The following is a 25,994-nucleotide window of genomic DNA, read 5'->3' on the forward strand; positions in this document are numbered from 1 at the left end:
AGAGTTTTGGCGGACGGACTATTTAGTGTGCTGAAGGGTGCTTTCGAGATCGAACATACAAGACATAGATCAATTTGGAATGCCTTTGTACATATCTTATCCGCCCTAATTGCATACTGTATGAAACCTAACAAACCTGCTATATCTCAAAATTAGCTAATCCATAATTCAGGTTAATAAGGAGAATATAATTGAATTTTTAGCAAATAATCCTGATAGCCGAGCTATAGATATAAGAGATGCAGTAGCGCCCGAGCTGCCAATGAGCACATTTTATGACACGCTGCATAGAATGAAAATTACATATAAAAAAAGAGCCAAAATACAAAGGCAGGGATGAAGAAGCTAGAAAACAATTTGTGGAATATATTGATCAAATAGCATCTGATAAACTTCTGTATTGTGACGAAATTGGGGGTAAGTAATAATATAACCATGTTGTACGGATGGTCAGAAAGAGGAACAAGAGCTTACTCAGAGCAAGCAGGTTTTGCTACTGAGCGAGTAAATATAGTTGCTGGTTATAATATGTAGAAGTTAATATTTGATCTTACAGACACTATAAATTTTGCCCCTGATTGTCAGTTAAATTTTGACTGTCAGATACATATTCAAGATACAAGATTTCATTATTCTTTTCAACAGCTAATTTCTTACTATCCTTAAAAGTTTGCATAGGAGTTTTTCCATAACAATATTTACCAGAATGAGGTCTTTCATTATTGAAATACTCTAGCCAGATATCAAGATCTAATTGTAGGTCATCAAGAGCTGTATAAATCTTTTTCCGCATAGCTGTATCAAAGAATTCTTGTTTCATGGTTTTATTAAAACGCTCACACATACCGTTTGTTTGAGGAGAATATGCTTTAGTAGTAGTATGCTCTATACCTTCGATACTTAGAAATAATTCAAAAGCATGATGCTCTATATTCCCCTTATATTCTGACCCACGATCTGTCAGAATACGAAGTATTGGTATCCCTTGAGTCTCATACCATGGTAACACTCGGTCATTAAGCATATCAGCAGCAGTTAAAGCTGTTTTATCAGTATATAGTTTAACATCAGCTACTCTGCTGTAGCTATCAATAAATACCTGAGAATAAACCTTACCTATACCCTTAAAGTTGCCTACATAATATGTATCTTGGCATCCTAGATACCCTGGATGCTGTGTCTCAATTTCTCCATGAGCTTCTTTTTCATTACGACGCTTCTCTAGCACTTGTAATTGTGCCTCAGTAAGCACAATACCATCTTGAGCCATTTTTGCTTCTAATGCTTTAAGTCTTTTACTGATGTTGTTTAAATCATTACGTAACCAAATTGATCTTACTCCCCCAGGTGATACAAGTACACCTGTCTTTTTAAGCTCATTTGATACTCTTAGCTGACCATATGCTGGATATTCTATTGCCATATCTAGTACTGCTTTCTCTACAGCAGGATCAACTCTATTCGCTATTATTGGCTTTCTTCGACTAATTTCATACAACGCTTCTTCGCCACCAGTTTCATACAGTTCTTTAAATCTGTAATAACTATCTCTACTATATCCCATCGCTTTACATGCTGATGATATACTACCAAGGCTCTTAGCTAATTCAAGTAAACCTAATTTTGGTTTTATTATTTTTTGATTTAAGTTCATTCTTTATCTCCATTTAATAATTAATTTATTTTACTAAATGTAAGATATAATCTCAACTATTACATATAATAAGGGCACCAAAGAATTAATCTCTCAGGGTTTAATTCCCCGAAGCTCTGCTTCGTGATATCATAAGAAACAACTAAAACTTTTTTAGATACCTCGTAGCTCTGCTGCGAGGAGCATCATTAAAAATTTTTTGTCAAAACTTCAGTCATAACGATCTTCTATGTGCTCACAAATTTTACACAAATAATCATCTAGTTCTTGATTGAATATTACTCTTCTATACTTTGACGGCGTTACTAAATGATATATTAGTACTGTGACATTATGACTCTTATGTATATAACTGCTTTCTTCCATTCAAGTAGTATATCACGAAGCAGAGCTTCGGGGAATTAAACCCTGAGAGATTAAAAAAAGTGGCGAGTGTATCAATCTATAATTTGTATTATATATCAAATAATTTACTTTCAATTGTAGAAATATCGCTTTTAAGCTGATCAAAGCACTAAATATTTAACTTTAAATATAAATTTTTACTTTAGTCAGAAAAATTAGAATTTTTGTCAAAACTTCAGTTGATTAGGTTCTCTTGCTGTTGCATGGCTTGATTTTTCTGTCATTGCGAGGAGGTTATGTAATACAAAGCAATCTTAGGAGTTTTACTTCATGAGATTGCCACGCCACTTTCAGTGGCTCGCAATGACATCCATTTAATACAAAAACAACTTTTTCTGACTCTTCGATTCTTCGTTTACATTATTATTATTTTGCGGATAACCATGATCTAATGTTCTTAAATAATCCCCTATTGCTTTAGAGAATTCTTCCATTTTATAACGAAAGAAATGGTCAGCACCGCTAATAATTTTACATCCAACCTTAATATGAGCTTGTTGTTTAGATAATTTACTTGCTAAATCTTTCACCGCTTCAGCTGAGACTATACTATCACTATCACCTTGTAATACAAATCCTGGAATAGGACAAGGCGAAAGGAATAAAAAATCATATTTATTTACCGGAGGCGAAATAGCAATAAAGTTATTTATTTCAGGGCGTCTCATCACAAGCTGCATAGCTATCCATGCACCGAATGAAAACCCTAATACTAAATTAGACTGAGCGTTTGGATTATTCTGCTGTAACCAATCAAGTGCTGTTCCGGCATCTATAACCTCACCCACCCCATTATTAAAGTTACCCTCTGAATGCCCTACTCCTCTGAAGTTGATACGTAAAACCGTATAGCCATGCTCAGATAAAACTTTATAGGCGTTATACACTACTGTATTATTCATATCACCGCCATGCAAAGGATGGGGATGAAGAACCAATGCCACAGGAGCATTATATGCTTCTGCTTTTACATATATTCCTTCGATTCGCCCCTCAGGACCGTTAAAATAAATTCGCGACATAATTATTTGTAATATTTAATTTGTTTTTGTTAATAAACTTTGCGTCATTACGAACGGAAACTTTATCACCCTGTCATCCCGTGGTCAAGCCACGGGATGACAACATTCTTTTATTCACATAGGCAATACTTCCTCGCAATAACGACTCATCAAGAGAACACTGCCCTCTCAACTGCCTCAGCATTATGCTGCACTAAATTTTTCGCTATTTCTTTAGTAATCATCTTTTTTAGACCATTTTTAAGCTCGTGACGAACACAACCGAGCATTTGTGGTTCAGCGACTATAATTAACTCTTTATATTTAGCTTGGTCATGACCTACTGCTTTTTCTAAATGTTTTATAACGCTTTTTGCTGCTTCTTTATGCTCTATATCTTTTAAAGAAGTATGAGGCTCGAACAATGAAGCAGGTGTAGATTTATTTTGGTATAAACTCTGTCTTTTTTCTCTATGGTGGTGATGCTCTTCTAAATCTAAAGGTAACTTTAAAGGCTTATTATTAGTAATTTTAACTCCTTGAGCATCGTAAAGCATCATTTGCTTGCTATCGATAACTGCAATTAATGTTAATGCTGTTGTATTACTCATAATATAGCTTAATCCATTAAGATACTGACACTAAATTTGTGGGATGCCTTATTATATGACATATTAAACATTACCACCATGTAAGGACCTTAGTGAAATAAGCTATACCTCCATAAGAATAGTTGGTAATTGTATGATAATACTAATTATTTCTTAATCCAAGACTAATTTAATAATTTTTGCTTTTCGCTATTAATTATCTCTTCAATCTTATCGTTAAGAATACGTACTTCGGTCTGTTCTACTTCTTCCCTTTCTATTACTCCAATAATTTTTACCTTTATAGTTCCAGGCTGTTTAAACCAAAAACCTCTAGGCCAAAATAAGCCGGCATTATGTGCCATCATTACTATCGGCACTTTAGTAATAGAAGCAAGCTTTACAGCACTTGGCTTAAATTTTACTGTTCTATCAGGCGGAACTTTTGTTGATTCAGGAAATATTATTAACCATAAACCTTCCTTGATTTTTTCCTCACCCTCTCTTAAAATTTGAGCAACTGAACTATTAGTGCCGCGATTTACTGCAATCGGCTTAACCATACGAAGTCCCCAACCAAGTAGCGGTATATTAAATAGCTCACGTTTTAATACCCACGAATGTTTAGGGATAATAAGCTGCATAAACATCTGATCCCAAAAGGATTGATGGTTAGATACAACTATTGACATGGTTTTAGGCAATTTCTCAAGCCCCTCTACCTCATATTTCAAACCACAACAAATTTTTGCAAGCCACACAAAAGCATCAGAAAAGATAACAGCGATCCTATATCTTATTTGATAGTTGACATTGAAAAACGTTACGGGTATGTAACATATAAGAAAAAAGATAAAAGTAAATAACGATAATAATCCGTAAAATGATAAAATTCTTAAACGCCAAAGCATATAGTAAAAATTAAATATTAATTTGGTATACCTTTAATACTTCAAGATTTGGTAAATACTCAGATAGAACTTCAAAAATTGGTGACAATGTTCTATAAGTACGCAGGTAGCCACGTATTAAGTAACTGCTGCCGCTCCTCGTCTTATGAACTCATAGCTCTTTTTGAAGTTGATCTTCGTATAAGTCAAAATTCGGGACTCGTCTTTGCTCACGTAGTTTATCTACGTTCCGCAGACTCACCGCTTATTTGACTTACCAACTTTTGAAGTATTCACGGTATATATATAACATATATTTGTTAATGAATACAATAATAAAGGTATAAAATGAAAAAAACTGTTCTGTCAGGTGTGCAAGCCACCGGTTCTTTGCATCTTGGTAACTATTTAGGCTCGATTCGAAACTGGGTTAAAATGCAGGAAGAATATAATTGTTTTTTCTTTTTGGCTGATCTGCATTCTATCACTGTTGATATAGCACCTAGTGAACTTAAAAGATTGGTTATCGAAACTTTAGCGATTTATTTAGCAGCTGGGCTTGATACTAATAAAGTCACGATTTTTGCTCAGAGTATGGTAAAAGAGCATGCTGAACTCGCTTGGTTACTCAATTGTGTGACACCGCTCGGCTGGTTAAAACGCATGACGCAGTTTAAGGATAAGGCTGGAAAGGATCAAGAAAAGGCATGCCTTGGGCTTTTTTCCTATCCGGTACTTATGGCTGCTGATATACTGATATATAGAGCTGATATAGTGCCTGTTGGTGAGGATCAAAAACAACATTTGGAGCTAACTAGAGATATCGCCGGCGTAATTAATAGGAAGTTTAATAAGGAAATTTTAAAAGTACCGGATGTTTTAATTGGTGGCTCAGGAACAAGAATTATGAGTCTTAGAGATGGCAGTAAAAAAATGAGCAAATCCGATCCTTCAGATTTTTCTCGTATTAATTTAAGAGATGATAATGATCTTATTCATCAAAAAATTAAAAAAGCCAAAACAGATCATTTAAGTTTTGTCAGTTATGATAAAGAAGCAAGACCAGAGATTAGTAATTTACTAGATATTTATACGACCTTATCAGAAGAAAAACTTGAGAATATAATTCAGAATTATAAGAATCAAGGCTTTGCAAAATTTAAAGAAGATTTAGCAGAAATTATTATTACAAATTTGCAACCGATGCGTGATAAATATTTAGAGTTAATGAATGATCAGGAATATTTACTCAAAATACTTCACCAAGGTGCAGAGAAAGCAAGAATTAGAGCATCTGAAACTGTAAACGAGCTGAAAGAACAATTTGGATTTGTGATATAAAAAGTGATACTGTCATCCAGTGGCGGTATTGCCCGCGTGGCTTGGTTTTTCCGTCTGAGCTAAGGAAATTACAAAGTAATTGTACGTACCTGAAGTTTTGACAAAAATTCTAATTTTTCTGACTAAAGTAAAAATTTATATTTAAAGTTAAATATTTAGTGCTTTTATCAGCTTAAAAGCGATATTTCTACAATTTAAAGTAAATTATTTGATATATAATACAAATTATAGATTGATACACTCGCCACTTTTTTAATCTCGCAGGGTTTAATCTCTCAGGGTTTAATTCCCCGAAGCTCTGCTTCGTGATATACTACTTGAATGGAAGAAAGCAGTTATATACATAAGAGTCATAATGTCACAGTACTAATATATCATTTAGTAACGCCGGCAAAGTATAGAAGAGTAATATTCAATCAAGAACTAGATGATTATTTGTGTAAAATTTGTGAGCACATAGAAGATCGTTATGAAATTAGATTTTTAGAAATAGGAGTAGATAAAGATCACGTACATTTTTTATTACAGTCAATACCAATGTATAGCCCAACAAAAATAACTCAAATCATAAAAAGTATTACTTCTAAGAAAATGTTTGAGAAATATCCAAATCTTAAAGAAAAATTATGGGGAAGTGAGTTTTGGAGTAAAGGATATTTTATGAGCACAGTAGGTAAACATGGTGATGAGCAGAAATTACGTAATTATGTACAGAATCAAGGTTCAGGCAAACCTTCTTATAAAGCATTTCAACAAAAACAGTTAAAGCTTTTTGGATAGATACCTCGTAGCTCTGCTGCGAGGAGCATCATTTTTTTTATATCTAAAGATTTAGAGTATACTCTGTGCACCATTGAGTTAATCTTCTCTATCAATGGTTTTTGCCATGGAGAATAAGGATTGCAAAAATATACTTTTCGTTCAGATTTTGGCAATAGTTGTTCATGATTGGTAAATTCTTTGCCATTATCTAACGTTATGCTTTTGATTATATGCGACAATTGTTTAAGTTTTTTATTCATGTTACCAATCACATCTTGTGTTCTTTTTGAACGGTTTAACGTGAGAAACACTTTTTGTGTTCTGATATCCACAAGAGCGCCTATATTACGACTTTGATTACCTTTGTTAAAAGTTAAATCACCTTATACATGACCTATTGCTGCTATCTTTCTATTTATCTCTGGTCTTTCAGTAATGGAAACTCGATTTGGTATTGTAATTCTTTTGTTTCTGATTCTTGTACCATGATGCAACCTATTTTTCCTTTTTCTTGCTAAAGATAAATATAATTTTTGCCTTTGTGCTATAGGAGATGTATAAATAAACTGGTATATACTCTCTGTAGAAATATTGACAGTATCTCGTGATAGTTTACGTCTACCTGAAATTATATCTGGTGAAATACCCTGTGTTAACTGCTTTATTATTTCTGCTCGTAAATTATTATCAATATCTAATTTTCTTTTTCTCTTACCTTGCCTTAAACTGCAAGCAAGTGTGTTAGCCCTATCTGGTCTATAATTATGCCTCATTCTCTTGAGTTCATAACATATAGTGCTTTTATCACGGCCAATCTTTGTCCCTATATATCGCGAGCTATAACCACTCTTATTCATTTCGTATATTTTAAATCTTTCATCTATCGTTAAATGAGCCATGATATATCTATATTTAAATGATGCTCCTCGTAGCTCTGCTGCGAGGAGCATCATTTAATTATAGAACTTCCCTTCATTCTCACTTATCCATAAGCCTAAAATATCCTTTCTGCCAGATAAATCTATTCCTAAAGCTACATATACTGATTTATTAATAATAAGTTTATCTTGTCTTACTTTCACTACTAAACAGTCAAAATATACTATAGGGTATACTGATTCAAGAGGTCTACTCTGCCAAATCTTGACCTCATCTATTACTTCATCTGTAATCCTGCTGATTAGGCTCTCACTGATCTCAGCTCCATATAATTCTTGCAATTGTGTTTTAATATCAGACACACTCATACCCTTCGCATATAAGGATATTATCTTTTGGTCTAAGCCATCTATTCTTGTTTGTTTCTTTGAGACTATTATAGGTTCAAATTTACCTTGTCTGTCTCTTGGAACATTTAGCTCTATAGTACCATTCTCACTAATCAGATTCTTACTAAAACTACCATTCCTCGCATTCTCAGTTTCAGCTCTATCATACTTGCTATAACCTAAATGTTCTGACATCTCAGCATGCAGTGCTCGCTCTAAAATACCCTTGGTTAATTCCTTAATTAATCCATTCTGACTTAGTACTGTTTTTAAATCTACTCCACCTTCTATCAGCAAATCTATTGCTTCATTTATTTTTTTATTCTTCTCTATTTGCATTTCTGTTACCTATATTTTTAATTACTTCTAATATAGGCTCAACAAAAATTTACACAATCATTGCAAAAGACTCTACTCATTTTTTTGTCTTGATTTTTCATGTATGGACCTCCTGTAGAATGCAAGAAAAAAATAACATCAATAATAAAAACAAACAAATGCAGTCATGTATCCGGCTTATAGCTGATAAATCAACCTAATTTATTCTACAGCCCTGATGGAATTCGCTGGCTTACAAACTATATACTTATCAGTCCATCGGCTTCTAAAAGAGCCACTGAAAAACGCAGTTTTTTTGTAAGCTAAGGTTTGTCTTATTTACCATCAATATTAATTATCTCAAGCATATTTCGGGTTGGAATCTCTTACATATTGTTTTGCTTTTACCTATTCATTATATAAATCACCATTTATTTTACTTATAAGTGCTATGCTACACACTCTTTAGCTACAAACTTTACTCTCTACATAATCATCTCCTGATCTTAGTACAGCAAACACCACTCTTGCCAACTTATTAGCTATGGCAACTGTCGTTTTATTATGGCTACTTCGCTCAGATAAATTAAACATCCATTTCGTAAATTGGCTAAAATCTTTTTTAGATTTCTGTTCTTCCGATGTAAATCTTATCTTGGCATTTAGTACAGCTCTAGCCCCTTGAATTAATAAAGTGCGTAAGTATACATCACCTCGCTTGCTAATTCCCAGCAGCTTATCCTTCCCACCACTTGAATGTTGTCTTGGCACTAATCCTAGCCATGCCGATAATTGCCTGCCATTCTCAAAACTTGTAGCATTACCTATTGATGCTATTAAAGCAGTAGCAGTAATTAAACCAAGACCAGGTATAGCTCTTAATCGTTGATATTGAGTTAGGTTACTTGCTATCATTGTTAATCGTTTTTCTATCTCTTTTATTTTTCTGTTATTATCTAAGAATTCTTCTTTTAGTTCACTAAATGTTTGATAACTTAACTGGCTTAATTTCCCTGCATCTAAAATCTCAATTAATTTTGTGATAACCTTATTAATGCCTTGAGGAACAATAAAACCAAACTCATGTAGTAGCCCCCTAATTTCATTAGCAAGTGCTGTACGATTTTTTACCAATCTCTCTCTTACCCTATGTATTGATAAAATTTCTTGTTGCTCTATAGTTTTAATTGCAACAAATCTCATATTAGGTCTTGTCACGGCTTCACATATCGCTTCAGCATCTGCTTGATCATTTTTATTAGTTTTAACATATGGTTTGACAAATTGCGGTGCCATTAGTTTTACTTCATGCCCTAATTTAGTTATTTCTCTTGCCCAATAACTAGAACGGAAAGTTCTATAATTAATTAAGCCAGATATAATCAATTTTTAATTAAATATAGATATATCATGGCTCATTTAACGATAGATGAAAGATTTAAAATATACGAAATGAATAAGAGTGGTTATAGCTCGCGATATATAGGGACAAAGATTGGCCGTGATAAAAGCACTATATGTTATGAACTCAAGAGAATGAGGCATAATTATAGACCAGATAGGGCTAACACACTTGCTTGCAGTTTAAGGCAAGGTAAGAGAAAAAGAAAATTAGATATTGATAATAATTTACGAGCAGAAATAATAAAGCAGTTAACACAGGGTATTTCACCAGATATAATTTCAGGTAGACGTAAACTATCACGAGATACTGTCAATATTTCTACAGAGAGTATATACCAGTTTATTTATACATCTCCTATAGCACAAAGGCAAAAATTATATTTATCTTTAGCAAGAAAAAGGAAAAATAGGTTGCATCATGGTACAAGAATCAGAAACAAAAGAATTACAATACCAAATCGAGTTTCCATTACTGAAAGACCAGAGATAAATAGAAAGATAGCAGCAATAGGTCATTTAGAAGGTGATTTAACTTTTAACAAAGGTAATCAAAGTCGTAATATAGGCGCTCTTGTGGATATCAGAACACAAAAAGTGTTTCTCACTTTAAACCGTTCAAAAAGAACACAAGATGTGATTGGTAACATGAATAAAAAACTTAAACAATTGTCGCATATAATCAAAAGCATAACGTTAGATAATGGCAAAGAATTTACCAATCATGAACAACTATTGCCAAAATCTGAACGAAAAGTATATTTTTGCAATCCTTATTCTCCATGGCAAAAACCATTGATAGAGAAGATTAACTCAATGGTGCACAGAGTATACTCTAAATCTTTAGATATAAAAAAATTAACAATAAAGCAATTACAAGAAATTGAGGATTTTTTAAATAATTTACCAAGAAAAGTGCTCGGTTATAAAACACCCAATGAGGTATGGGAAGAAAATATAAATCTGGCTTAATTAATACTGGAATTTACCGAACCACCACAAGCTTCCATCCCTACTAAACATTGTGGTAAATTAGCCATAAATGTCAAAACCTGATCTCTCATCAATTTTTTCTTTAATACTGTCTTGCCATTTTTATCTACACCATGAATTTGAAAAATTCTTTTTGCAATATCTATACCAATTGTAGTAACCTCCATATGGACCTCCTTAATTGTTGTTTTAATATGTTAAATATTAACCCTAGAAGATTAGCAACTGCTTTTCATTCTCTATATCAGGAGGTCCATACCATTAGTCCACTATCAACCTTTTCTGCAAACAGCGTAATTGCTTCCCATTATAATTCCCATGATACTTTTCTGTCAAATATGCTAATATGGTAGTTGCTTGCAACTCCGGTGCTGATTCTAGCATTGATTCTATTTCATCCCAGTGCTTCACAAATGGATCCTTACGTGTCCTATATTTACGTATTGTGCGTAATTCGCTTGGATACTTATTAATACGTAAATACTTACGTGCCGTTTTTACACTCATACCTGCTTTTGCAGCAGAAATTATCTGATTATATTTTTTGATCTTTTGCATTAAAATACCTACTTGGTTATTTGTACATGTCATCAGTAATTCTCGAATAATATTTAAATATTTAAAAATAAATTTTTATTCGATTTTACTGTCCATAGTTACTTCTTTTTTATAGGTAATTTTAATGTTCGTTGAGGGTAATTCTAATATTCGTTAGTCAAAATTCTACCATCAAATTTGATCATAAAATGAGCCATAGCTTCATTCCAATTTGGGGATAGGCATAGACCATTTTTTGGTAATATAATCAATTGTCAGATATAAAACCTTAAATACTGCGTCATCATTTGGAAAGATGCGTTTATTCTTAGTAACTTTTCTCAATTGGCTATTCAGCGATTCTATCGCATTTGTAGTGTAAATAATCTTACGAATCTCCTTTGGATATTGCAAGAAAATTATCAAATTATCCCAATTATTATACCAAGATTTAGCTATATGCGGATATTGCTTACTCCATTTTTGATCAAATGACTCAAGAGCTAATTCTGCTTCTTTTTCAGTAGCAGAAGTATAGATTAGTTTCAAATCCGCTGCTAATTGCTTTCTATCTTTATATGATACATATTTGAGGCTATTCCTGATCTGATGGACAATACAAATTTGATGTTCAGTTTTCGGGTATACTGATGCAATAGCATCAGACATACCAGTTAGATTATCACTACAAGCAATTAAGATATCTTTTACTCCTCTATTTTTCATCTCAGTAAAATTACCAAGCCAAAATTTAGCTCCTTCATTCTCACTTATCCATAAGCCTAAAATATCCTTTCTGCCAGATAAATCTATTCCTAAAGCTACATATACTGATTTATTAATAATAAGTTTATCTTGTCTTACTTTCACTACTAAACAGTCAAAATATACTATAGGGTATACTGATTCAAGCGGTCTACTCTGCCAAATCTTGACCTCATCTATTACTTCATCTGTAATCCTGCTGATTAGGCTCTCACTGATCTCAGCTCCATATAATTCTTGCAATTGTGTTTTAATATCAGACACACTCATACCCTTCGCATATAAGGATATTATCTTTTGGTCTAAGCCATCTATTCTTGTTTGTTTCTTTGAGACTATTATAGGTTCAAATTTACCTTGTCTGTCTCTTGGAACATTTAGCTCTATAGTACCATTCTCACTAATCAGATTCTTACTAAAACTACCATTCCTCGCATTCTCAGTTTCAGCTCTATCATACTTGCTATAACCTAAATGTTCTGACATCTCAGCATGCAGTGCTCGCTCTAAAATACCCTTGGTTAATTCCTTAAATGATGCTCCTCGCAGCAGAGCTACGAGGTATCTAAAAAAGTTTTAGTTGTTTCTTATGATATCACGAAGCAGAGCTTCGGGGAATTAAACCCTGAGAGATTAATCCATTCTGACTTAGTACTGTTTTTAAATCTACTCCGCCTTTTATCAGCAAATCTATTGCTTCATTTATTTTTTTATTCTTCTCTATTTGCATTTCTGTTACCTAGTCTATCCGCCAAAAACACTTCAAATCCTGATCATTTGTAATGGGATAGAGTTTTGACAACAAATTGCTAAGATTTTCAATAAAAATTAATAAGTTATGTTAATTTTTACTGATACATTTCTGTGTTGGTCTAATTTTGATATGGAGCTATTGTTAACGATTTTTTATCGTTCATCTAGTTTTTGCATGATGATATTTTTGATTTATGTGGAGTTAGACACGATTTGTAAATGATTTGCAATGCATCGTAAATTCAAACCAATAGCAGAGATTATTGGATTGATAATATCTCCTATCATACCTTTCAAGAAGTTTCTACCCATCCGACCATATTGCTTTAAGTGACCTATTATTGGTTCTATGGCACTGCGTCTCTTGATCATAGACTTGTCCTCTTGTAACAACTTCTTCCGCGTTTTTGGGGTATATACCTTACTCTTCTCCTTTACATTGCTACCACTATACCCAAGATCAACAAATGATTTCTTTATCTTGATTCCAGTGACACTCTCTACTGCTTCAAAGCTCTGATGCAATGTATGACCATCATAAGGATTATTATGAAACGATTTTGCGGATAAAACAAAATTTCTACGACCACTTACTACTACCGCTACTTTATTGCCAAACTCATATGGCTTGTTGCGTTTTCCCTTTCCTATACACTCTACTTCAGGGGCATGAAAACTATATAATACTTTGTTATCTTCTTTATATTGCTTTTTAGCTTCTCTTTTTAAAACAGATTGGTTATGTATTTGTTTTATTTTTTGCAATACTTCTTGATTTTTGAGAGACAAGTTTAATTGCTTATTTTTGATCTCACGCTCACATACTCTAATCAAACGACCCAGTAATATTTTTAAATGCTTCATTATTTTCCAACGCTTCTTGGCTTTACTATGTTCTTTATATTTCCATAGCTTTACTATATCGCGTTTATAGGTTCTAGCGTATGTTTCATTCAAATGTATACCCAAACTGTTGCAAAGCTTTACTATGCTAAGCCTAGCTTTATCCATTAAATAAACATCGTGTGGGTGTTTGATATTCTTAATTTGTACAGTCGTATCAGCGATGATTAATTCCAAATCTTTTTTTTTAATTGTGTTAGTTTTTATCCCAACCCTGATCAACTCCGATAATATCTCATTATATCCAGCTTCACCTAATACACTACGAAACCGTCGTATACTAGTTTCCGAGATAGCTATGTCTTTTTCTATATATTCCCACCCGCAGAAATACTGCCAATACATATTCTCTTTTAGCTCTTCCTCTGATAATGAATCTGAAAAATTATACATTGCTTGTAGCATCGTTATGCCAAGCATCACTCTATGACATTTTCTATTTCTACCAAATTTCTTAATACAAACATTTTTTGATAACCACTCTTCGAGCCTAGACCAATTTATTAATTCTCTTAATTTATATAGCTTATTATTTGGGTTTAATTCTTCTTTTAATTTATAACCAAACAGTTTCCCTTGTTCTTGCGATTTGATAATGTTGTCTATTGGCATTGACTGAAATCCATAAGGTTTATGACCATATTTTATCATTTTCTTACGGATTGTTGTATTACTTCTTGTCTTAAAACCATATTATCTATAAGGCTTGTAGAGTTTTGGCGGACGGACTACCTATATTTTTAATTACTTCTAATATAGGCTCAACAAAAATTTACACAATCATTGCAAAAGACTCGCGGATTTGAAACTAATCTATACTTCTGCTACTGAAAAAGAAGCAGAATTAGCTCTTGAGTCATTTGATCAAAAATGGAGTAAGCAATATCCGTATATAGCTAAATCTTGGTATAATAATTGGGATAATTTGATAATTTTCTTGCAATATCCAAAGGAGATTCGTAAGATTATTTACACTACAAATGCGATAGAATCGCTGAATAGCCAATTGAGAAAAGTTACTAAGAATAAACGCATCTTTCCAAATGATGACGCAGTATTTAAGGTTTTATATCTGACAATTGATTATATTACCAAAAAATGGTCTATGCCTATCCCCAACTGGAATGAAGCTATGGCTCATTTTATGATCAAATTTGATGGTAGGATTTAATGGCTCACGAAATTTACACAATTGATGAAACAGAGCCAGGTTTTGTTCTCCTTAGTCCTTGAATTTTCAATTGTAACCGACGCCAACCTAGCCATTTTTTCAATAACCCGTCTAACTGAAGTTTTGTCAAAACTTCAGGTCTAAAGATTTACATTATTAGAACAATATCTTTAACTTTAATGAACCTTGATGACTAGTATATTTGTTACGTAAATTACAGTGATACGTTGCAAGTAGCTCAATATTCTTATAAGATGCAAGTAAATTTGCACCTACAGTATAGCTGACTTTTGGTGTGCTATTGCTTGTAGTCTTCTCAAAGTAATTATCTGCCCAAATAAATCTAGCTTTCACCTTAGGTTGCTTATTGCTCAAACTATTTTCTATGGAAGCATGTAATCCCGGTACTATTTGAGCATCGTTTGATACTCTCTTAGGAGTAGTTATTTTTATACCTAGAATACCGGTAGTTAAGTTACCCGACGTACCTGCGATATACATATTATTCACGCCTGTACCGGTTTCGATATAAGAAGTATCTTTATACGTATTATATCTAATACCAATATTAGGCATTAAATTTATACCGTCCATGACAGAGAATTGATAACCGATATTACCCTCAAAACCGTAAGCTTTGCTTGTATATTTACCGCTAGCAGTCTTATACCTATTAGGTCCAACTTGTCTTAAATTCTTGGTGTTAATTTTACTGTTACTTGCTGAAAATATTTCTTGTAATATAAGACCGATACTAAATTGTTGTTGGCCGTATAGAGAAATAATATCGCTTTCTGCCGACAGTTTATCACCAGTGCTTGGATCTTTAAACCTAAAGTCAGCGTTCATACGGCTATATGCAATACCGACAAGACTATTTTCCCCGATATAAATATCACCACCGATAATACCGCCGGATACAGTGCCTTTATAGCTAGGATTACCTTGATGTGCATCTTGATTACTTGAACCAAAAGTACCGATAACCCATAATCCTTTTTTAGTAACTATAGGGCTTTCTTGATCACCCGCTGCAACTGCTACCATAGTACCACCTGATAGGTGATTATTAATGTTAGAAGTGACTACTTTATACATCATATTTGCTACATTAACCGCTCTTGTTCCTTGCTCGGTTAAATGCTCTACTACTTTTTTTATATTATCAGGTGCAACCTGAGCTAAATTTGTTGCAAATAATAAAGCTTGCTCTTGTTGTGTTTTACCCACTACAAAAGCATCATAATTAGCTATTTTAATCACTTCTTTTAGTTCAGCTTTATTCTTTACTAATTCTTGAGCCAGTTCTACCGCATATTTTTCAGGATTTTTTATAACAAGTGTAGATTTTTCTCGGATCACTTCTTTTTGCGCTGCCGATACAAAAGCATTTTCCGTATGTCCAACGATCATATTATTGATTGCCTCAGCTAATTGTTGTGACTCAGGTTTTTTAACATATTCCTCGTCTACTCTTATTGAGTTAGTTTGACATTGCTGATACTCTGCTTGCAGTTTTTGCTGTTCAGCTCTTTCATTAGCTTCACGTTCTGCTTGCAGTTTTTGCTGTTCAGCTCTTTCATTAGCTTCACGTTCTGCTTGCAGTTTTTGCTGTTCAGCTCTTTCATTAGCTTCACGTTCTGCTTGCAGTTTTTGCTGTTCAGCTCTTTCATTAGCTTCACGTTCTGCTTGTAGTTTTTGCTGTTCAGCTCTTTCATTAGCTTCACGTTCTGCTTGCAGTTTTTGCTGTTCAGCTCTTTCATTAGCTTCACGTTCTGCTTGCAGTTTTTGCTGTTCAGCTCTTTCATTAGCTTCACGTTCTGCTTGCAGTTTTTGCTGTTCAGCTCTTTCATTAGCTTCACGTTCTGCTTGCAGTTTTTGCTGTTCAGCTCTTTCATTAGCTTCACATTCTGCTTGCAGTTTTTGCTGTTCAGCTCTTTCATTAGCTTCACGTTCTGCTTGTAGTTTTTGCTGTTCAGCTCTTTCATTAGCTTCACGTTCTGCTTGTAGTTTTTGCTGTTCAGCTACTGCATCTGCTTGAACTTTATTTTGAGCCTGCATCGCTTGTATTTGAACATCAACGCTTACTTGTGACTTTGCTACTTTTTGATCTAGTGTTCCCTGTTTTCTTTTGCTCTTTTTGCTTGTTACTGTCACATAACCATCGTCATGATCTGAAGCCATTACTAGTGTATCAACGTGTAATATTGATAAAAATACCAATATTATAATTCGTAACCCTATCTTATAATAACTTACTGTTTGATAAAATTTCATTTTTTAGTACTAATAAAATTAAGACTATGTCAAAACCACTCGACATATATTACAATAATTAAATAAAAATTTGTAATGCAAAGCAAGTAATAATTAACAAAATCAGGTATCCAACAAACCAAAACTTATGCTATAATTAAAAAAGTGATAAATTACTCACCTTACGCATTACGCAGCAGGGCTTTGTTGCATAAATAAGATTTGTAGAGGGTAAATTCCAGTATTAATTAAGCCAGATTTATATTTTCTTCCCATACCTCATTGGGTGTTTTATAACCGAGCACTTTTCTTGGTAAATTATTTAAAAAATCCTCAATTTCTTGTAATTGCTTTATTGTTAATTTTTTTATATCTAAAGATTTAGAGTATACTCTGTGCACCATTGAGTTAATCTTCTCTATCAATGGTTTTTGCCATGGAGAATAAGGATTGCAAAAATATACTTTTCGTTCAGATTTTGGCAATAGTTGTTCATGATTGGTAAATTCTTTGCCATTATCTAACGTTATGCTTTTGATTATATGCGACAATTGTTTAAGTTTTTTATTCATGTTACCAATCACATCTTGTGTTCTTTTTGAACGGTTTAAAGTGAGAAACACTTTTTGTGTTCTGATATCCACAAGAGCGCCTATATTACGACTTTGATTACCTTTGTTAAAAGTTAAATCACCTTCTAAATGACCTATTGCTGCTATCTTTCTATTTATCTCTGGTCTTTCAGTAATGGAAACTCGATTTGGTATTGTAATTCTTTTGTTTCTGATTCTTGTACCATGATGCAACCTATTTTTCCTTTTTCTTGCTAAAGATAAATATAATTTTTGCCTTTGTGCTATAGGAGATGTATAAATAAACTGGTATATACTCTCTGTAGAAATATTGACAGTATCTCGTGATAGTTTACGTCTACCTGAAATTATATCTGGTGAAATACCCTGTGTTAACTGCTTTATTATTTCTGCTCGTAAATTATTATCAATATCTAATTTTCTTTTTCTCTTACCTTGCCTTAAACTGCAAGCAAGTGTGTTAGCCCTATCTGGTCTATAATTATGCCTCATTCTCTTGAGTTCATAACATATAGTGCTTTTATCACGGCCAATCTTTGTCCCTATATATCGCGAGCTATAACCACTCTTATTCATTTCGTATATTTTAAATCTTTCATCTATCGTTAAATGAGCCATGATATATCTATATTTAAATGATGCTCCTCGCAGCAGAGCTACGAGGTATCTAAAAAAGTTTTAGTTGTTTCTTATGATATCACGAAGCAGAGCTTCGGGGAATTAAACCCTGAGAGATTAAATTCTACCATCAAATTTGATCATAAAATGAGCCATAGCTTCATTCCAATTGGGGATAGGCATAGACCATTTTTTGGTAATATAATCAATTGTCAGATATAAAACTTTAAATACTGCGTCATCATTTGGAAAGATGCGTTTATTCTTAGTAACTTTTCTCAATTGGCTATTCAGCGATTCTATCGCATTTGTAGTGTAAATAATCTTACGAATCTCCTTTGGATATTGCAAGAAAATTATCAAATTATCCCAATTATTATACCAAGATTTAGCTATATGCGGATATTGCTTACTCCATTTTTGATCAAATGACTCAAGAGCTAATTCTGCTTCTTTTTCAGTAGCAGAAGTATAGATTAGTTTCAAATCCGCTGCTAATTGCTTTCTATCTTTATATGATACATATTTGAGGCTATTCCTGATCTGATGGACAATACAAATTTGATGTTCAGTTTTCGGATATACTGATGCAATAGCATCAGACATACCAGTTAGATTATCACTACAAGCAATTAAGATATCTTTTACTCCTCGATTCTTCATTTCAGTAAAATTACCAAGCCAAAATTTAGCTCCTTCATTCTCACTTATCCATAAGCCTAAAATATCCTTTCTGCCAGATAAATCTATTCCTAAAGCTACATATACTGATTTATTAATAATAAGTTTATCTTGTCTTACTTTCACTACTAAACAGTCAAAATATACTATAGGGTATACTGATTCAAGAGGTCTACTCTGCCAAATCTTGACCTCATCTATTACTTCATCTGTAATCCTGCTGATTAGGCTCTCACTGATCTCAGCTCCATATAATTCTTGCAATTGTGTTTTAATATCAGACACACTCATACCCTTCGCATATAAGGATATTATCTTTTGGTCTAAGCCATCTATTCTTGTTTGTTTCTTTGAGACTATTATAGGTTCAAATTTACCTTGTCTGTCTCTTGGAACATTTATCTCTATAGTACCATTCTCACTAATCAGATTCTTACTAAAACTACCATTCCTCGCATTCTCAGTTTCAGCTCTATCATACTTGCTATAACCTAAATGTTCTGACATCTCAGCATGCAGTGCTCGCTCTAAAATACCCTTGGTTAATTCCTTAATTAATCCATTCTGACTTAGTACTGTTTTTAAATCTACTCCGCCTTCTATCAGCAAATCTATTGCTTCATTTATTTTTTTATTCTTCTCTATTTGCATTTCTGTTACCTATATTTTTAATTACTTCTAATATAGGCTCAACAAAAATTTACACAATCATTGCAAAAGACTCCCAAGCAATTCTTGCCATCTTTCTGTAAATTGTCTACTATTACCACATTGCTTGGTAGCTGCACTTAAATTATCTGTACGATGCTCTGGTAAAACTCCACCTAACTCCCATACAGCTTTTTCAAACCCTGATGCTAATGTATCAAAACTTTCACTATGGCATATGCTAAAAGTTTCCCAACATGAATAAGGCAACATAAAATGAAATAGTAAGTGAGGATATGGTTGCCCACCAATACAAATACCCAATTGATTCATATTGGTCCAATCAGACTGACTCTGTTTGCCAGGAAAGGAAGAATATTTTGTAAAAAGATTACTGTCTTATCCTTACCATGTGCAGCTCTCCATTGTTTCAACCTTTTCTGCAAACAGCGTAATTGCTTCCCATTATAATTCCCATGATACTTTTCTGTCAAATATGCTAATATGGTAGTTGCTTGCAACTCCGGTGCTGATTCTAGCATTGATTCTATTTCATCCCAGTGCTTCACAAATGGATCCTTACGTGTCCTATACAGGAGTTTCGCACTTAGCAAAAAGTATGTTAATCTAGAGAAAAATAGTTTTAGATAAAAATGACAAGAACAAAATGTAGCAAGGACTTATATAAATCATTTTTACAAGCAAGTAGTGTCAGATATACTAGCAAGGCATTATCTGAAGTGAGTCCAGTAGATCTATCTCACGATAGTGCAAGTCGATGGTTAAAGAGTAAGGATTTTCGTCCTAGCGAAATCTATAAGGAAGTGTCAAAATATATAGATTGGGAAGCACCGTGTTTATTAGTGGGGGATGACACCTTATTATCAAAGCAATACAGTCAGAAGATTGAGCTTGTACGTTATCAATATTCTGGAGCTGTACATGATGTTATACCTGGTATAGGAATGGTAAACTTACTACATTACAATACTAAAATTGCTCAATCTACTCCCGTAGATTATAGAATATATGATAAAGACACTGATGGTAAAACAAAGAATGAGCATTTTTGTGATATGCTTACTTTAGCTAAAGAAAGAGGTCTCAATCCTGATGCCATAGTCATGGATGCTTGGTATAGCGGGTTGGAGAATTTAAAACATATACGTAATTTAGGCTGGCTATGGGTTACCACCCTAAGGAAAAATAGAAAAGTTAATCATAATGTTAGCTTGGAAAGTTTAGAGATACCCGATGAGGGGCTAAAAATTCACCTACGTGGATACGGTTGGGTTACGGTATTTAAGTTTGTGGCAAAGAATGGTCGCATTGATTACATAACAACGAACTTGGAAAATCCCACACGTGAGCAAATAGAGAAAATTGTTAAGGCACGTTGGTCTATAGAGGTTTATCATCGAGAATTAAAACAAACTTGTGGTATTGAACGCTGTCAGGCACGCACGGGCCGAGCTCAAAGAAATCATATTTGCCTTGCAGTATTTGCCTGGCTTGATATGAATAAAAGGAGGATAAATGAAAACATTACTTTATATCAACAAACTTGGGAAGTTATAAAAACATCAATTCAAAACAATATCAGATGGCTTTTAACTGATTCGCAACTTTGCTAAGTGCGAAACTCCTGCTATATTTACGTATTGTGCGTAATTCGCTTGGATACTTATTAATACGTAAATACTTACGTGCCGTTTTTACACTCATACCTACTTTTGCAGCAGAAATTATCTGATTATATTTTTTGATCTTTTGCATTAAAATACCTAGTCCGTCCGCCAAAACTCTAAAAGCCTTATAGGCAATAGGGTTTTAAGGCAAAAATGCATAGTAAAATCCATAAGAAAATGAAAGGTTTTATATCAAAAGCTTATGGAAATACAAAAAAATGACAATAAAAAAATGAATGCATTTTGGGAAATAGTGTGGTTTTTAATACAAAAATTTAAAATCAGCCCTCAAAATTAGAGTAATTTGCTCTAAAATCGCACTATTTTTGGAAATTAGTGACACAAGTGATATTTTTTAGAGTTTTGGCGGAGGGACTACCTACTTGGTTATTTGTACATGTCATCAGTAATTCTCGAATAATATTTAAATATTTAAAAATAAATTTTTATTCGATTTTACTGTCCATAGTTACTTCTTTTTTATAGGTAATTTTAATGTGCGTTGAGGGTAATTCTAATATTCGTTAGTCAAGTGCGCTTAGCATGACAAATAGATAGTTTTGTTGAATCAATAAAATATATTCCTGTATCTTCACCTCGTAGTAATTGCAACATTATTGACAATGGCAATATTAACCTTGGCCATAATTGTACTATTCTACTATAACATGGTAAATTAAAGTAACCCTTATATTTATGCGGTAAGTAGTATAAATAATAGTTTTTAAAGTCCTTGCAAGGCGATAGATAAAAATATATGACTATTGTCATCAATTCTGCAAGACTTAATCTCTCAGGGTTTAATTCCCCGAAGCTCTGCTTCGTGATATCATAAGAAACAACTAAAACTTTTTTAGATACCTCGTAGCTCTGCTGCGAGGAGCATCATTTTTCCTATTCTATGCCTTTGCTGATTTGTTGATAATAGACGGTGTTCTATCCATTCTTCATATATTTTACAAAAATTATCTACTAAATAATATACAGTTATCTGAAGTTTTGACAAAAATTCTAATTTTTCTGACTAAAGTAAAAATTTATATTTAAAGTTAAATATTTAGTGCTTTTATCAGCTTAAAAGCGATATTTCTACAATTTAAAGTAAATGATTTGATATATAATACAAATTATAGATTGATACACTCGCCACTTTTTTTAATAAAAATTTTTTGTCAAAACTTCAGTAACTTAGTATTTGCAATTATTATGTCAGGTATTTAATGAGTGGGTTAATAGCGTAAGTCTTGGAGGGTATAGAAATATAAGTTCAGTTTGATGCGGATTTAGCTTTAAAGGAAGTAAGATTTTCAATATTTTTCAATCGAGGTGTTGTATCACGCATATAACCGTTAATACCGAAATGATCAAATCTTGCGGACTCTCCTATGACTAAAACACCGATAATATCATTATCGGAATTATCTGCGCAATTATACTGCTTACTGATATCTATTTGAGCATGATTTTTACCTCCTAGACTTCCAGCAAAATTAAGATAAGTATTATGTAAATACTGAACAGGAAAGTAATTTTTTAATATTTTAAAAGATGGAGTAATGATATTATATAAAAAGATAAGTAAGCAAGCTGCTGATAATAGTTTTGTGATGAAAGATTTAGTATCAGAAGTAGCGCAAGTTCTGAGTGTGTAAAGACAAGTAAATAAACTAAAAATTATCCATATTATTAATTTAATACTTGTAAGTTCATAAACTTCGTTTAAATCTGTTGAGAAAAAACTACCAATTACTTGCTTAGCAGGGGTTATTTTAAAGAAATAAATATAATAGCTAGCTATTGCAGAAGTGATAAATAAAAAGCATGAACCAATTTTTAATGCTAATCTATGTACGCTAAGACCAAAAAATGCTATAAAAGAAAATATATAAACATAGCAGAAATCTTTTGATAGTTCTAATATTCCTCTGAAGATTGTTGCTTTATAATAATCAAATTTATAAATTAATATTGCACTATTAAATAATAAGCAGTAAATAAAGGCTAAAATTGCCGATAATTTAATTAATTTAATATCTAAATGTTTTTGGATATTTTTTAGCATATAATACAATAATTATGTAAATTTTGTACACACAACCTATCATGATCATAAATAATCTTCAAGAATTTTATCGGCTTTTATTACCAAATGCACCTCTAATCTCTATTGATTACGGCAGTAAAAAAATAGGCATTGCTATATCTAATCAAGAACGTAACATAGCCATGCCACTAAATATTATCACTGAAGCAAGTAAAAAAGCGATTATAGCCTCTTTGCTGGAGAAAATTGAACAGTATAAAGCTTGCGGTATTGTAATAGGCTTGCCGATTGATATGAGCGGAATGCAGACAGAGCAATCAGCTATAGTAATAAAATTTGCCGAAGAATTGACAAAATCTATAAATTTACCTATATATCTACAAGACGAACGACTCACTACAAAAGCCGCAAATAATTTTCTCAAATCATTCGGTATTAAACGAAAAGAGCGTAATAATAATGATGACGCAGTAGCAGCTAGTATGATCTTAGAAACAGTCCTTAATTCTATTAACAAACTTTAGGTTCGAGTCTTCTAACGCTAATTTAGGATAAGGGATAGATAGAAAGCTTATAGATAAAGGGTTTAAAGGAGATTAATGTTGAGTTATGATAGATTTTTTTAATAAAAGATCAGTAACTCAACATGAAAAGATGTATCATAACTGTATATTATTTAGTAGATAATTTTTGTAAAATATATGAAGAATGGATAGAACACCGTCTATTATCAACAAATCAGCAAAGGCATAGAATAGGAAAATTAAGTCTTGCAGAATTGATGACAATAGTCATATATTTTTATCTATCGCCTTGCAAGGACTTTAAAAACTATTATTTATACTACTTACCGCATAAATATAAGGGTTACTTTAATTTACCATGTTATAGTAGAATAGTACAATTATGGCCAAGGTTAATATTGCCATTGTCAATAATGTTGCAATTACTACGAGGTGAAGATACGGGAATATATTTTATTGATTCAACAAAACTATCTATTTGTCATGCTAAGCGCACTTCTAGTAATAGAGTTTTTGGTAAAATGGCCAAAGTTGGGATGAGTAGTTAGTCTCTCCGCCAAAACTCTAAAAGCCTTATAGGCAATAGGGTTTTAAGGCAAAAATGCATAGTAAAATCCATAAGAAAATGAAAGGTTTTATATGAAAAGCTTATGGAAATACGAAAAAATGGCAATGAGAACATTGAGTACATTTTGAGAAATAGTGTGTTTTTTCATAGAAAAATTTAAAATTAGCCCTCAAAATTAGAGTAATTTGCTCTAAAATCGCACTATTTTTGGAAATTAGTGACACAAGTGATATTTTTTAGAGTTTTGGCGGACGGACTAGTTATGGTTGGTTTATGGGATTTAAATGACATTTAATCATTAATCAGAGATTATAGCTGTTAAAATAACAAAAGCAAATAGAGCTGATTTATCTGTTCTTGAATCTATAACTCAGAAGATAACAGGTAAGGTATTTGGTGATAAAGCGTATATTTGTAAAGAGTTATGGTTTAAACTCTATTCTAGAAATTTAAGAATGATAACTAATATTCGCAAGGATATGAAGAATTATTTACTAGCATTAGAAGATAAAGCTATGTTACGTAAACGATCATTAATTGCATCAGTATTTAATCTCTCAGGGTTTAATTCCCCGAAGCTCTGCTTCGTGATATCATAAGAAACAACTAAAACTTTTTTAGATACCTCGTAGCTCTGCTGCGAGGAGCATCATTTAAATATAGATATATCATGGCTCATTTAACGATAGATGAAAGATTTAAAATATACGAAATGAATAAGAGTGGTTATAGCTCGCGATATATAGGGACAAAGATTGGCCGTGATAAAAGCACTATATGTTATGAACTCAAGAGAATGAGGCATAATTATAGACCAGATAGGGCTAACACACTTGCTTGCAGTTTAAGGCAAGGTAAGAGAAAAAGAAAATTAGATATTGATAATAATTTACGAGCAGAAATAATAAAGCAGTTAACACAGGGTATTTCACCAGATATAATTTCAGGTAGACGTAAACTATCACGAGATACTGTCAATATTTCTACAGAGAGTATATACCAGTTTATTTATACATCTCCTATAGCACAAAGGCAAAAATTATATTTATCTTTAGCAAGAAAAAGGAAAAATAGGTTGCATCATGGTACAAGAATCAGAAACAAAAGAATTACAATACCAAATCGAGTTTCCATTACTGAAAGACCAGAGATAAATAGAAAGATAGCAGCAATAGGTCATTTAGAAGGTGATTTAACTTTTAACAAAGGTAATCAAAGTCGTAATATAGGCGCTCTTGTGGATATCAGAACACAAAAAGTGTTTCTCACTTTAAACCGTTCAAAAAGAACACAAGATGTGATTGGTAACATGAATAAAAAACTTAAACAATTGTCGCATATAATCAAAAGCATAACGTTAGATAATGGCAAAGAATTTACCAATCATGAACAACTATTGCCAAAATCTGAACGAAAAGTATATTTTTGCAATCCTTATTCTCCATGGCAAAAACCATTGATAGAGAAGATTAACTCAATGGTGCACAGAGTATACTCTAAATCTTTAGATATAAAAAAATTAACAATAAAGCAATTACAAGAAATTGAGGATTTTTTAAATAGTCCGTCCGCCAAAACTCTACAAGCCTTATAGATAATATGGTTTTAAGACAAGAAGTAAT

The 25,994-nt window shown here is 32.7% G+C and carries 20 protein-coding genes and 11 pseudogenes; 10 read left to right on the forward strand and 21 right to left on the reverse strand.

Translation table 11 applies throughout. From position 1 onward, the window contains the following. Positions 1–21: 21 nt before the first annotated feature. Positions 22–156, forward strand: a pseudogene (locus tag AAHI98_RS11655) (IS982 family transposase); the annotation flags it as partial. 403 nt (positions 157–559) lie between these two features. Here AAHI98_RS11655 and AAHI98_RS11660 read toward each other — a convergent pair. From AAHI98_RS11660 to AAHI98_RS11680, 5 genes and pseudogenes are all read right to left on the reverse strand, one after another. Continuing rightward, positions 560–1,654: an IS481 family transposase gene (locus AAHI98_RS11660; RefSeq protein WP_342224693.1), complete on the reverse strand. Its 1,095-nt coding sequence runs from the start codon at positions 1,652–1,654 to the stop codon at positions 560–562. Positions 1,655–1,917: 263 nt separating this feature from the next. Beyond that, positions 1,918–2,020 (reverse strand): annotated as a pseudogene (locus AAHI98_RS11665) (IS200/IS605 family transposase); the annotation flags it as partial. 353 nt (positions 2,021–2,373) lie between these two features. Beyond that, positions 2,374–3,081, reverse strand: coding sequence for an alpha/beta hydrolase (locus AAHI98_RS11670; protein ID WP_342225934.1), 708 nt, complete (start codon positions 3,079–3,081; stop codon positions 2,374–2,376). A gap of 149 nt (positions 3,082–3,230) precedes the next feature. Beyond that, positions 3,231–3,671 carry a host attachment protein gene (locus AAHI98_RS11675; protein WP_342225935.1) on the reverse strand — a complete coding sequence of 147 codons (441 nt, stop codon included), beginning with the start codon at positions 3,669–3,671 and terminating at the stop codon, positions 3,231–3,233. 164 nt (positions 3,672–3,835) lie between these two features. Next, positions 3,836–4,561, reverse strand: a complete 726-nt coding sequence (locus tag AAHI98_RS11680) for a lysophospholipid acyltransferase family protein (RefSeq protein ID WP_342225936.1) — start codon at positions 4,559–4,561, stop codon at positions 3,836–3,838. 327 nt (positions 4,562–4,888) lie between these two features. Here AAHI98_RS11680 and trpS point away from each other — a divergent pair, with 327 nt between their 5' ends. Further along, positions 4,889–5,881, forward strand: coding sequence for a tryptophan--tRNA ligase (gene trpS / locus AAHI98_RS11685; RefSeq protein ID WP_342225937.1), 993 nt, complete (start codon positions 4,889–4,891; stop codon positions 5,879–5,881). Between the two features lie 321 nt (positions 5,882–6,202). Then, on the forward strand, positions 6,203–6,661 hold the full coding sequence (gene tnpA, locus AAHI98_RS11690; protein ID WP_342224823.1) for an IS200/IS605 family transposase: 459 nt from the start codon (positions 6,203–6,205) through the stop codon (positions 6,659–6,661). A gap of 23 nt (positions 6,662–6,684) precedes the next feature. Here the strand turns inward: tnpA and AAHI98_RS18710 are convergent. From AAHI98_RS18710 to AAHI98_RS11710, 3 pseudogenes are all read right to left on the reverse strand, one after another. Then, a pseudogene (locus AAHI98_RS18710) lies at positions 6,685–7,542 on the reverse strand (IS30 family transposase); the annotation flags it as partial. Positions 7,543–7,602: 60 nt separating this feature from the next. Continuing rightward, positions 7,603–8,250 (reverse strand): annotated as a pseudogene (locus AAHI98_RS11705) (IS256 family transposase); the annotation flags it as partial. A 444-nt stretch (positions 8,251–8,694) separates the two neighbouring features. After that, positions 8,695–9,570 (reverse strand): annotated as a pseudogene (locus tag AAHI98_RS11710) (IS110 family RNA-guided transposase); the annotation flags it as partial. A 69-nt stretch (positions 9,571–9,639) separates the two neighbouring features. Between AAHI98_RS11710 and AAHI98_RS11715 the strand changes: the two are divergent. Continuing rightward, a complete protein-coding gene (locus AAHI98_RS11715) occupies positions 9,640–10,602 on the forward strand; it encodes an IS30 family transposase (protein WP_342224646.1) in 963 nt (320 codons plus the stop codon). 17 nt (positions 10,603–10,619) lie between these two features. Here the strand turns inward: AAHI98_RS11715 and AAHI98_RS11720 are convergent. From AAHI98_RS11720 to AAHI98_RS11740, 5 genes and pseudogenes are all read right to left on the reverse strand, one after another. Continuing rightward, positions 10,620–10,790 (reverse strand): annotated as a pseudogene (locus tag AAHI98_RS11720) (IS110 family transposase); the annotation flags it as partial. A gap of 94 nt (positions 10,791–10,884) precedes the next feature. Further along, entirely contained in the window at positions 10,885–11,214 is a 330-nt protein-coding gene (locus AAHI98_RS11725; protein ID WP_342224746.1) for a hypothetical protein, read from the reverse strand. A gap of 110 nt (positions 11,215–11,324) precedes the next feature. Then, positions 11,325–12,456 (reverse strand): annotated as a pseudogene (locus AAHI98_RS11730) (IS256 family transposase); the annotation flags it as partial. Positions 12,457–12,520: 64 nt separating this feature from the next. Beyond that, positions 12,521–12,655: a hypothetical protein gene (locus AAHI98_RS11735; protein WP_342224747.1), complete on the reverse strand. Its 135-nt coding sequence runs from the start codon at positions 12,653–12,655 to the stop codon at positions 12,521–12,523. A gap of 215 nt (positions 12,656–12,870) precedes the next feature. Then, positions 12,871–14,232, reverse strand: a complete 1,362-nt coding sequence (locus AAHI98_RS11740; RefSeq protein WP_342224717.1) for an IS5 family transposase — start codon at positions 14,230–14,232, stop codon at positions 12,871–12,873. A 145-nt stretch (positions 14,233–14,377) separates the two neighbouring features. Here AAHI98_RS11740 and AAHI98_RS11745 point away from each other — a divergent pair. Beyond that, positions 14,378–14,752: pseudogene (locus tag AAHI98_RS11745) on the forward strand (transposase); the annotation flags it as partial. A 156-nt stretch (positions 14,753–14,908) separates the two neighbouring features. Here the strand turns inward: AAHI98_RS11745 and AAHI98_RS11750 are convergent. From AAHI98_RS11750 to AAHI98_RS11770, 5 genes are all read right to left on the reverse strand, one after another. Beyond that, positions 14,909–17,029 carry an autotransporter domain-containing protein gene (locus AAHI98_RS11750; RefSeq protein ID WP_342225939.1) on the reverse strand — a complete coding sequence of 707 codons (2,121 nt, stop codon included), beginning with the start codon at positions 17,027–17,029 and terminating at the stop codon, positions 14,909–14,911. 227 nt (positions 17,030–17,256) lie between these two features. Beyond that, positions 17,257–18,219: an IS30 family transposase gene (locus tag AAHI98_RS11755; protein ID WP_342224646.1), complete on the reverse strand. Its 963-nt coding sequence runs from the start codon at positions 18,217–18,219 to the stop codon at positions 17,257–17,259. A 117-nt stretch (positions 18,220–18,336) separates the two neighbouring features. Further along, positions 18,337–19,551, reverse strand: coding sequence for an IS256 family transposase (locus AAHI98_RS11760; RefSeq protein ID WP_342224684.1), 1,215 nt, complete (start codon positions 19,549–19,551; stop codon positions 18,337–18,339). Positions 19,552–19,608: 57 nt separating this feature from the next. Continuing rightward, positions 19,609–19,881 (reverse strand): hypothetical protein, encoded by a 273-nt coding sequence (locus AAHI98_RS11765; protein WP_342225940.1) that lies wholly within the window; start codon positions 19,879–19,881, stop codon positions 19,609–19,611. After that, positions 19,878–20,162: a hypothetical protein gene (locus tag AAHI98_RS11770; protein ID WP_342225941.1), complete on the reverse strand. Its 285-nt coding sequence runs from the start codon at positions 20,160–20,162 to the stop codon at positions 19,878–19,880. Before AAHI98_RS11770 ends, AAHI98_RS11765 begins: the two co-directional genes overlap by 4 nt. 39 nt (positions 20,163–20,201) lie before the next feature. Here AAHI98_RS11770 and AAHI98_RS11775 point away from each other — a divergent pair, with 39 nt between their 5' ends. After that, positions 20,202–21,182: an IS701 family transposase gene (locus tag AAHI98_RS11775; RefSeq protein ID WP_342224659.1), complete on the forward strand. Its 981-nt coding sequence runs from the start codon at positions 20,202–20,204 to the stop codon at positions 21,180–21,182. On the opposite strand, the gene AAHI98_RS11780 is transcribed toward AAHI98_RS11775, so the two are convergent. From AAHI98_RS11780 to AAHI98_RS11785, 3 genes and pseudogenes are all read right to left on the reverse strand, one after another. Further along, positions 21,148–21,348 (reverse strand): hypothetical protein, encoded by a 201-nt coding sequence (locus tag AAHI98_RS11780; protein WP_342225942.1) that lies wholly within the window; start codon positions 21,346–21,348, stop codon positions 21,148–21,150. The genes AAHI98_RS11775 and AAHI98_RS11780 overlap by 35 nt on opposite strands. 419 nt (positions 21,349–21,767) lie before the next feature. Then, positions 21,768–22,022: pseudogene (locus AAHI98_RS18215) on the reverse strand (IS982 family transposase); the annotation flags it as partial. A 484-nt stretch (positions 22,023–22,506) separates the two neighbouring features. Beyond that, a pseudogene (locus AAHI98_RS11785) lies at positions 22,507–23,298 on the reverse strand (phosphoethanolamine transferase domain-containing protein); the annotation flags it as partial. A 41-nt stretch (positions 23,299–23,339) separates the two neighbouring features. Between AAHI98_RS11785 and ruvX the strand changes: the two are divergent. The 4 genes and pseudogenes from ruvX to AAHI98_RS11805 all read left to right on the forward strand — a co-directional run bounded on the left by ruvX (position 23,340) and on the right by AAHI98_RS11805 (position 25,966). Continuing rightward, the gene (ruvX, locus tag AAHI98_RS11790; RefSeq protein ID WP_011477475.1) at positions 23,340–23,804 is read left to right on the forward strand and encodes a Holliday junction resolvase RuvX; all 465 of its coding nucleotides are present in this window, start codon (positions 23,340–23,342) and stop codon (positions 23,802–23,804) included. 122 nt (positions 23,805–23,926) lie between these two features. After that, positions 23,927–24,349 (forward strand): annotated as a pseudogene (locus AAHI98_RS11795) (transposase); the annotation flags it as partial. Positions 24,350–24,683: 334 nt separating this feature from the next. Further along, complete coding sequence (locus tag AAHI98_RS11800; protein ID WP_458693698.1) at positions 24,684–24,971, forward strand: transposase; 288 nt, start codon at positions 24,684–24,686, stop codon at positions 24,969–24,971. 71 nt (positions 24,972–25,042) lie between these two features. Beyond that, positions 25,043–25,966 carry an IS30 family transposase gene (locus AAHI98_RS11805; RefSeq protein ID WP_342224957.1) on the forward strand — a complete coding sequence of 308 codons (924 nt, stop codon included), beginning with the start codon at positions 25,043–25,045 and terminating at the stop codon, positions 25,964–25,966. The last annotated feature ends 28 nt before the right edge of the window (positions 25,967–25,994 follow it).

Origin of the sequence: Rickettsia endosymbiont of Urophora cardui, from assembly GCF_964030725.1 — a bacterium.
Lineage (GTDB): Bacteria > Pseudomonadota > Alphaproteobacteria > Rickettsiales > Rickettsiaceae > Rickettsia.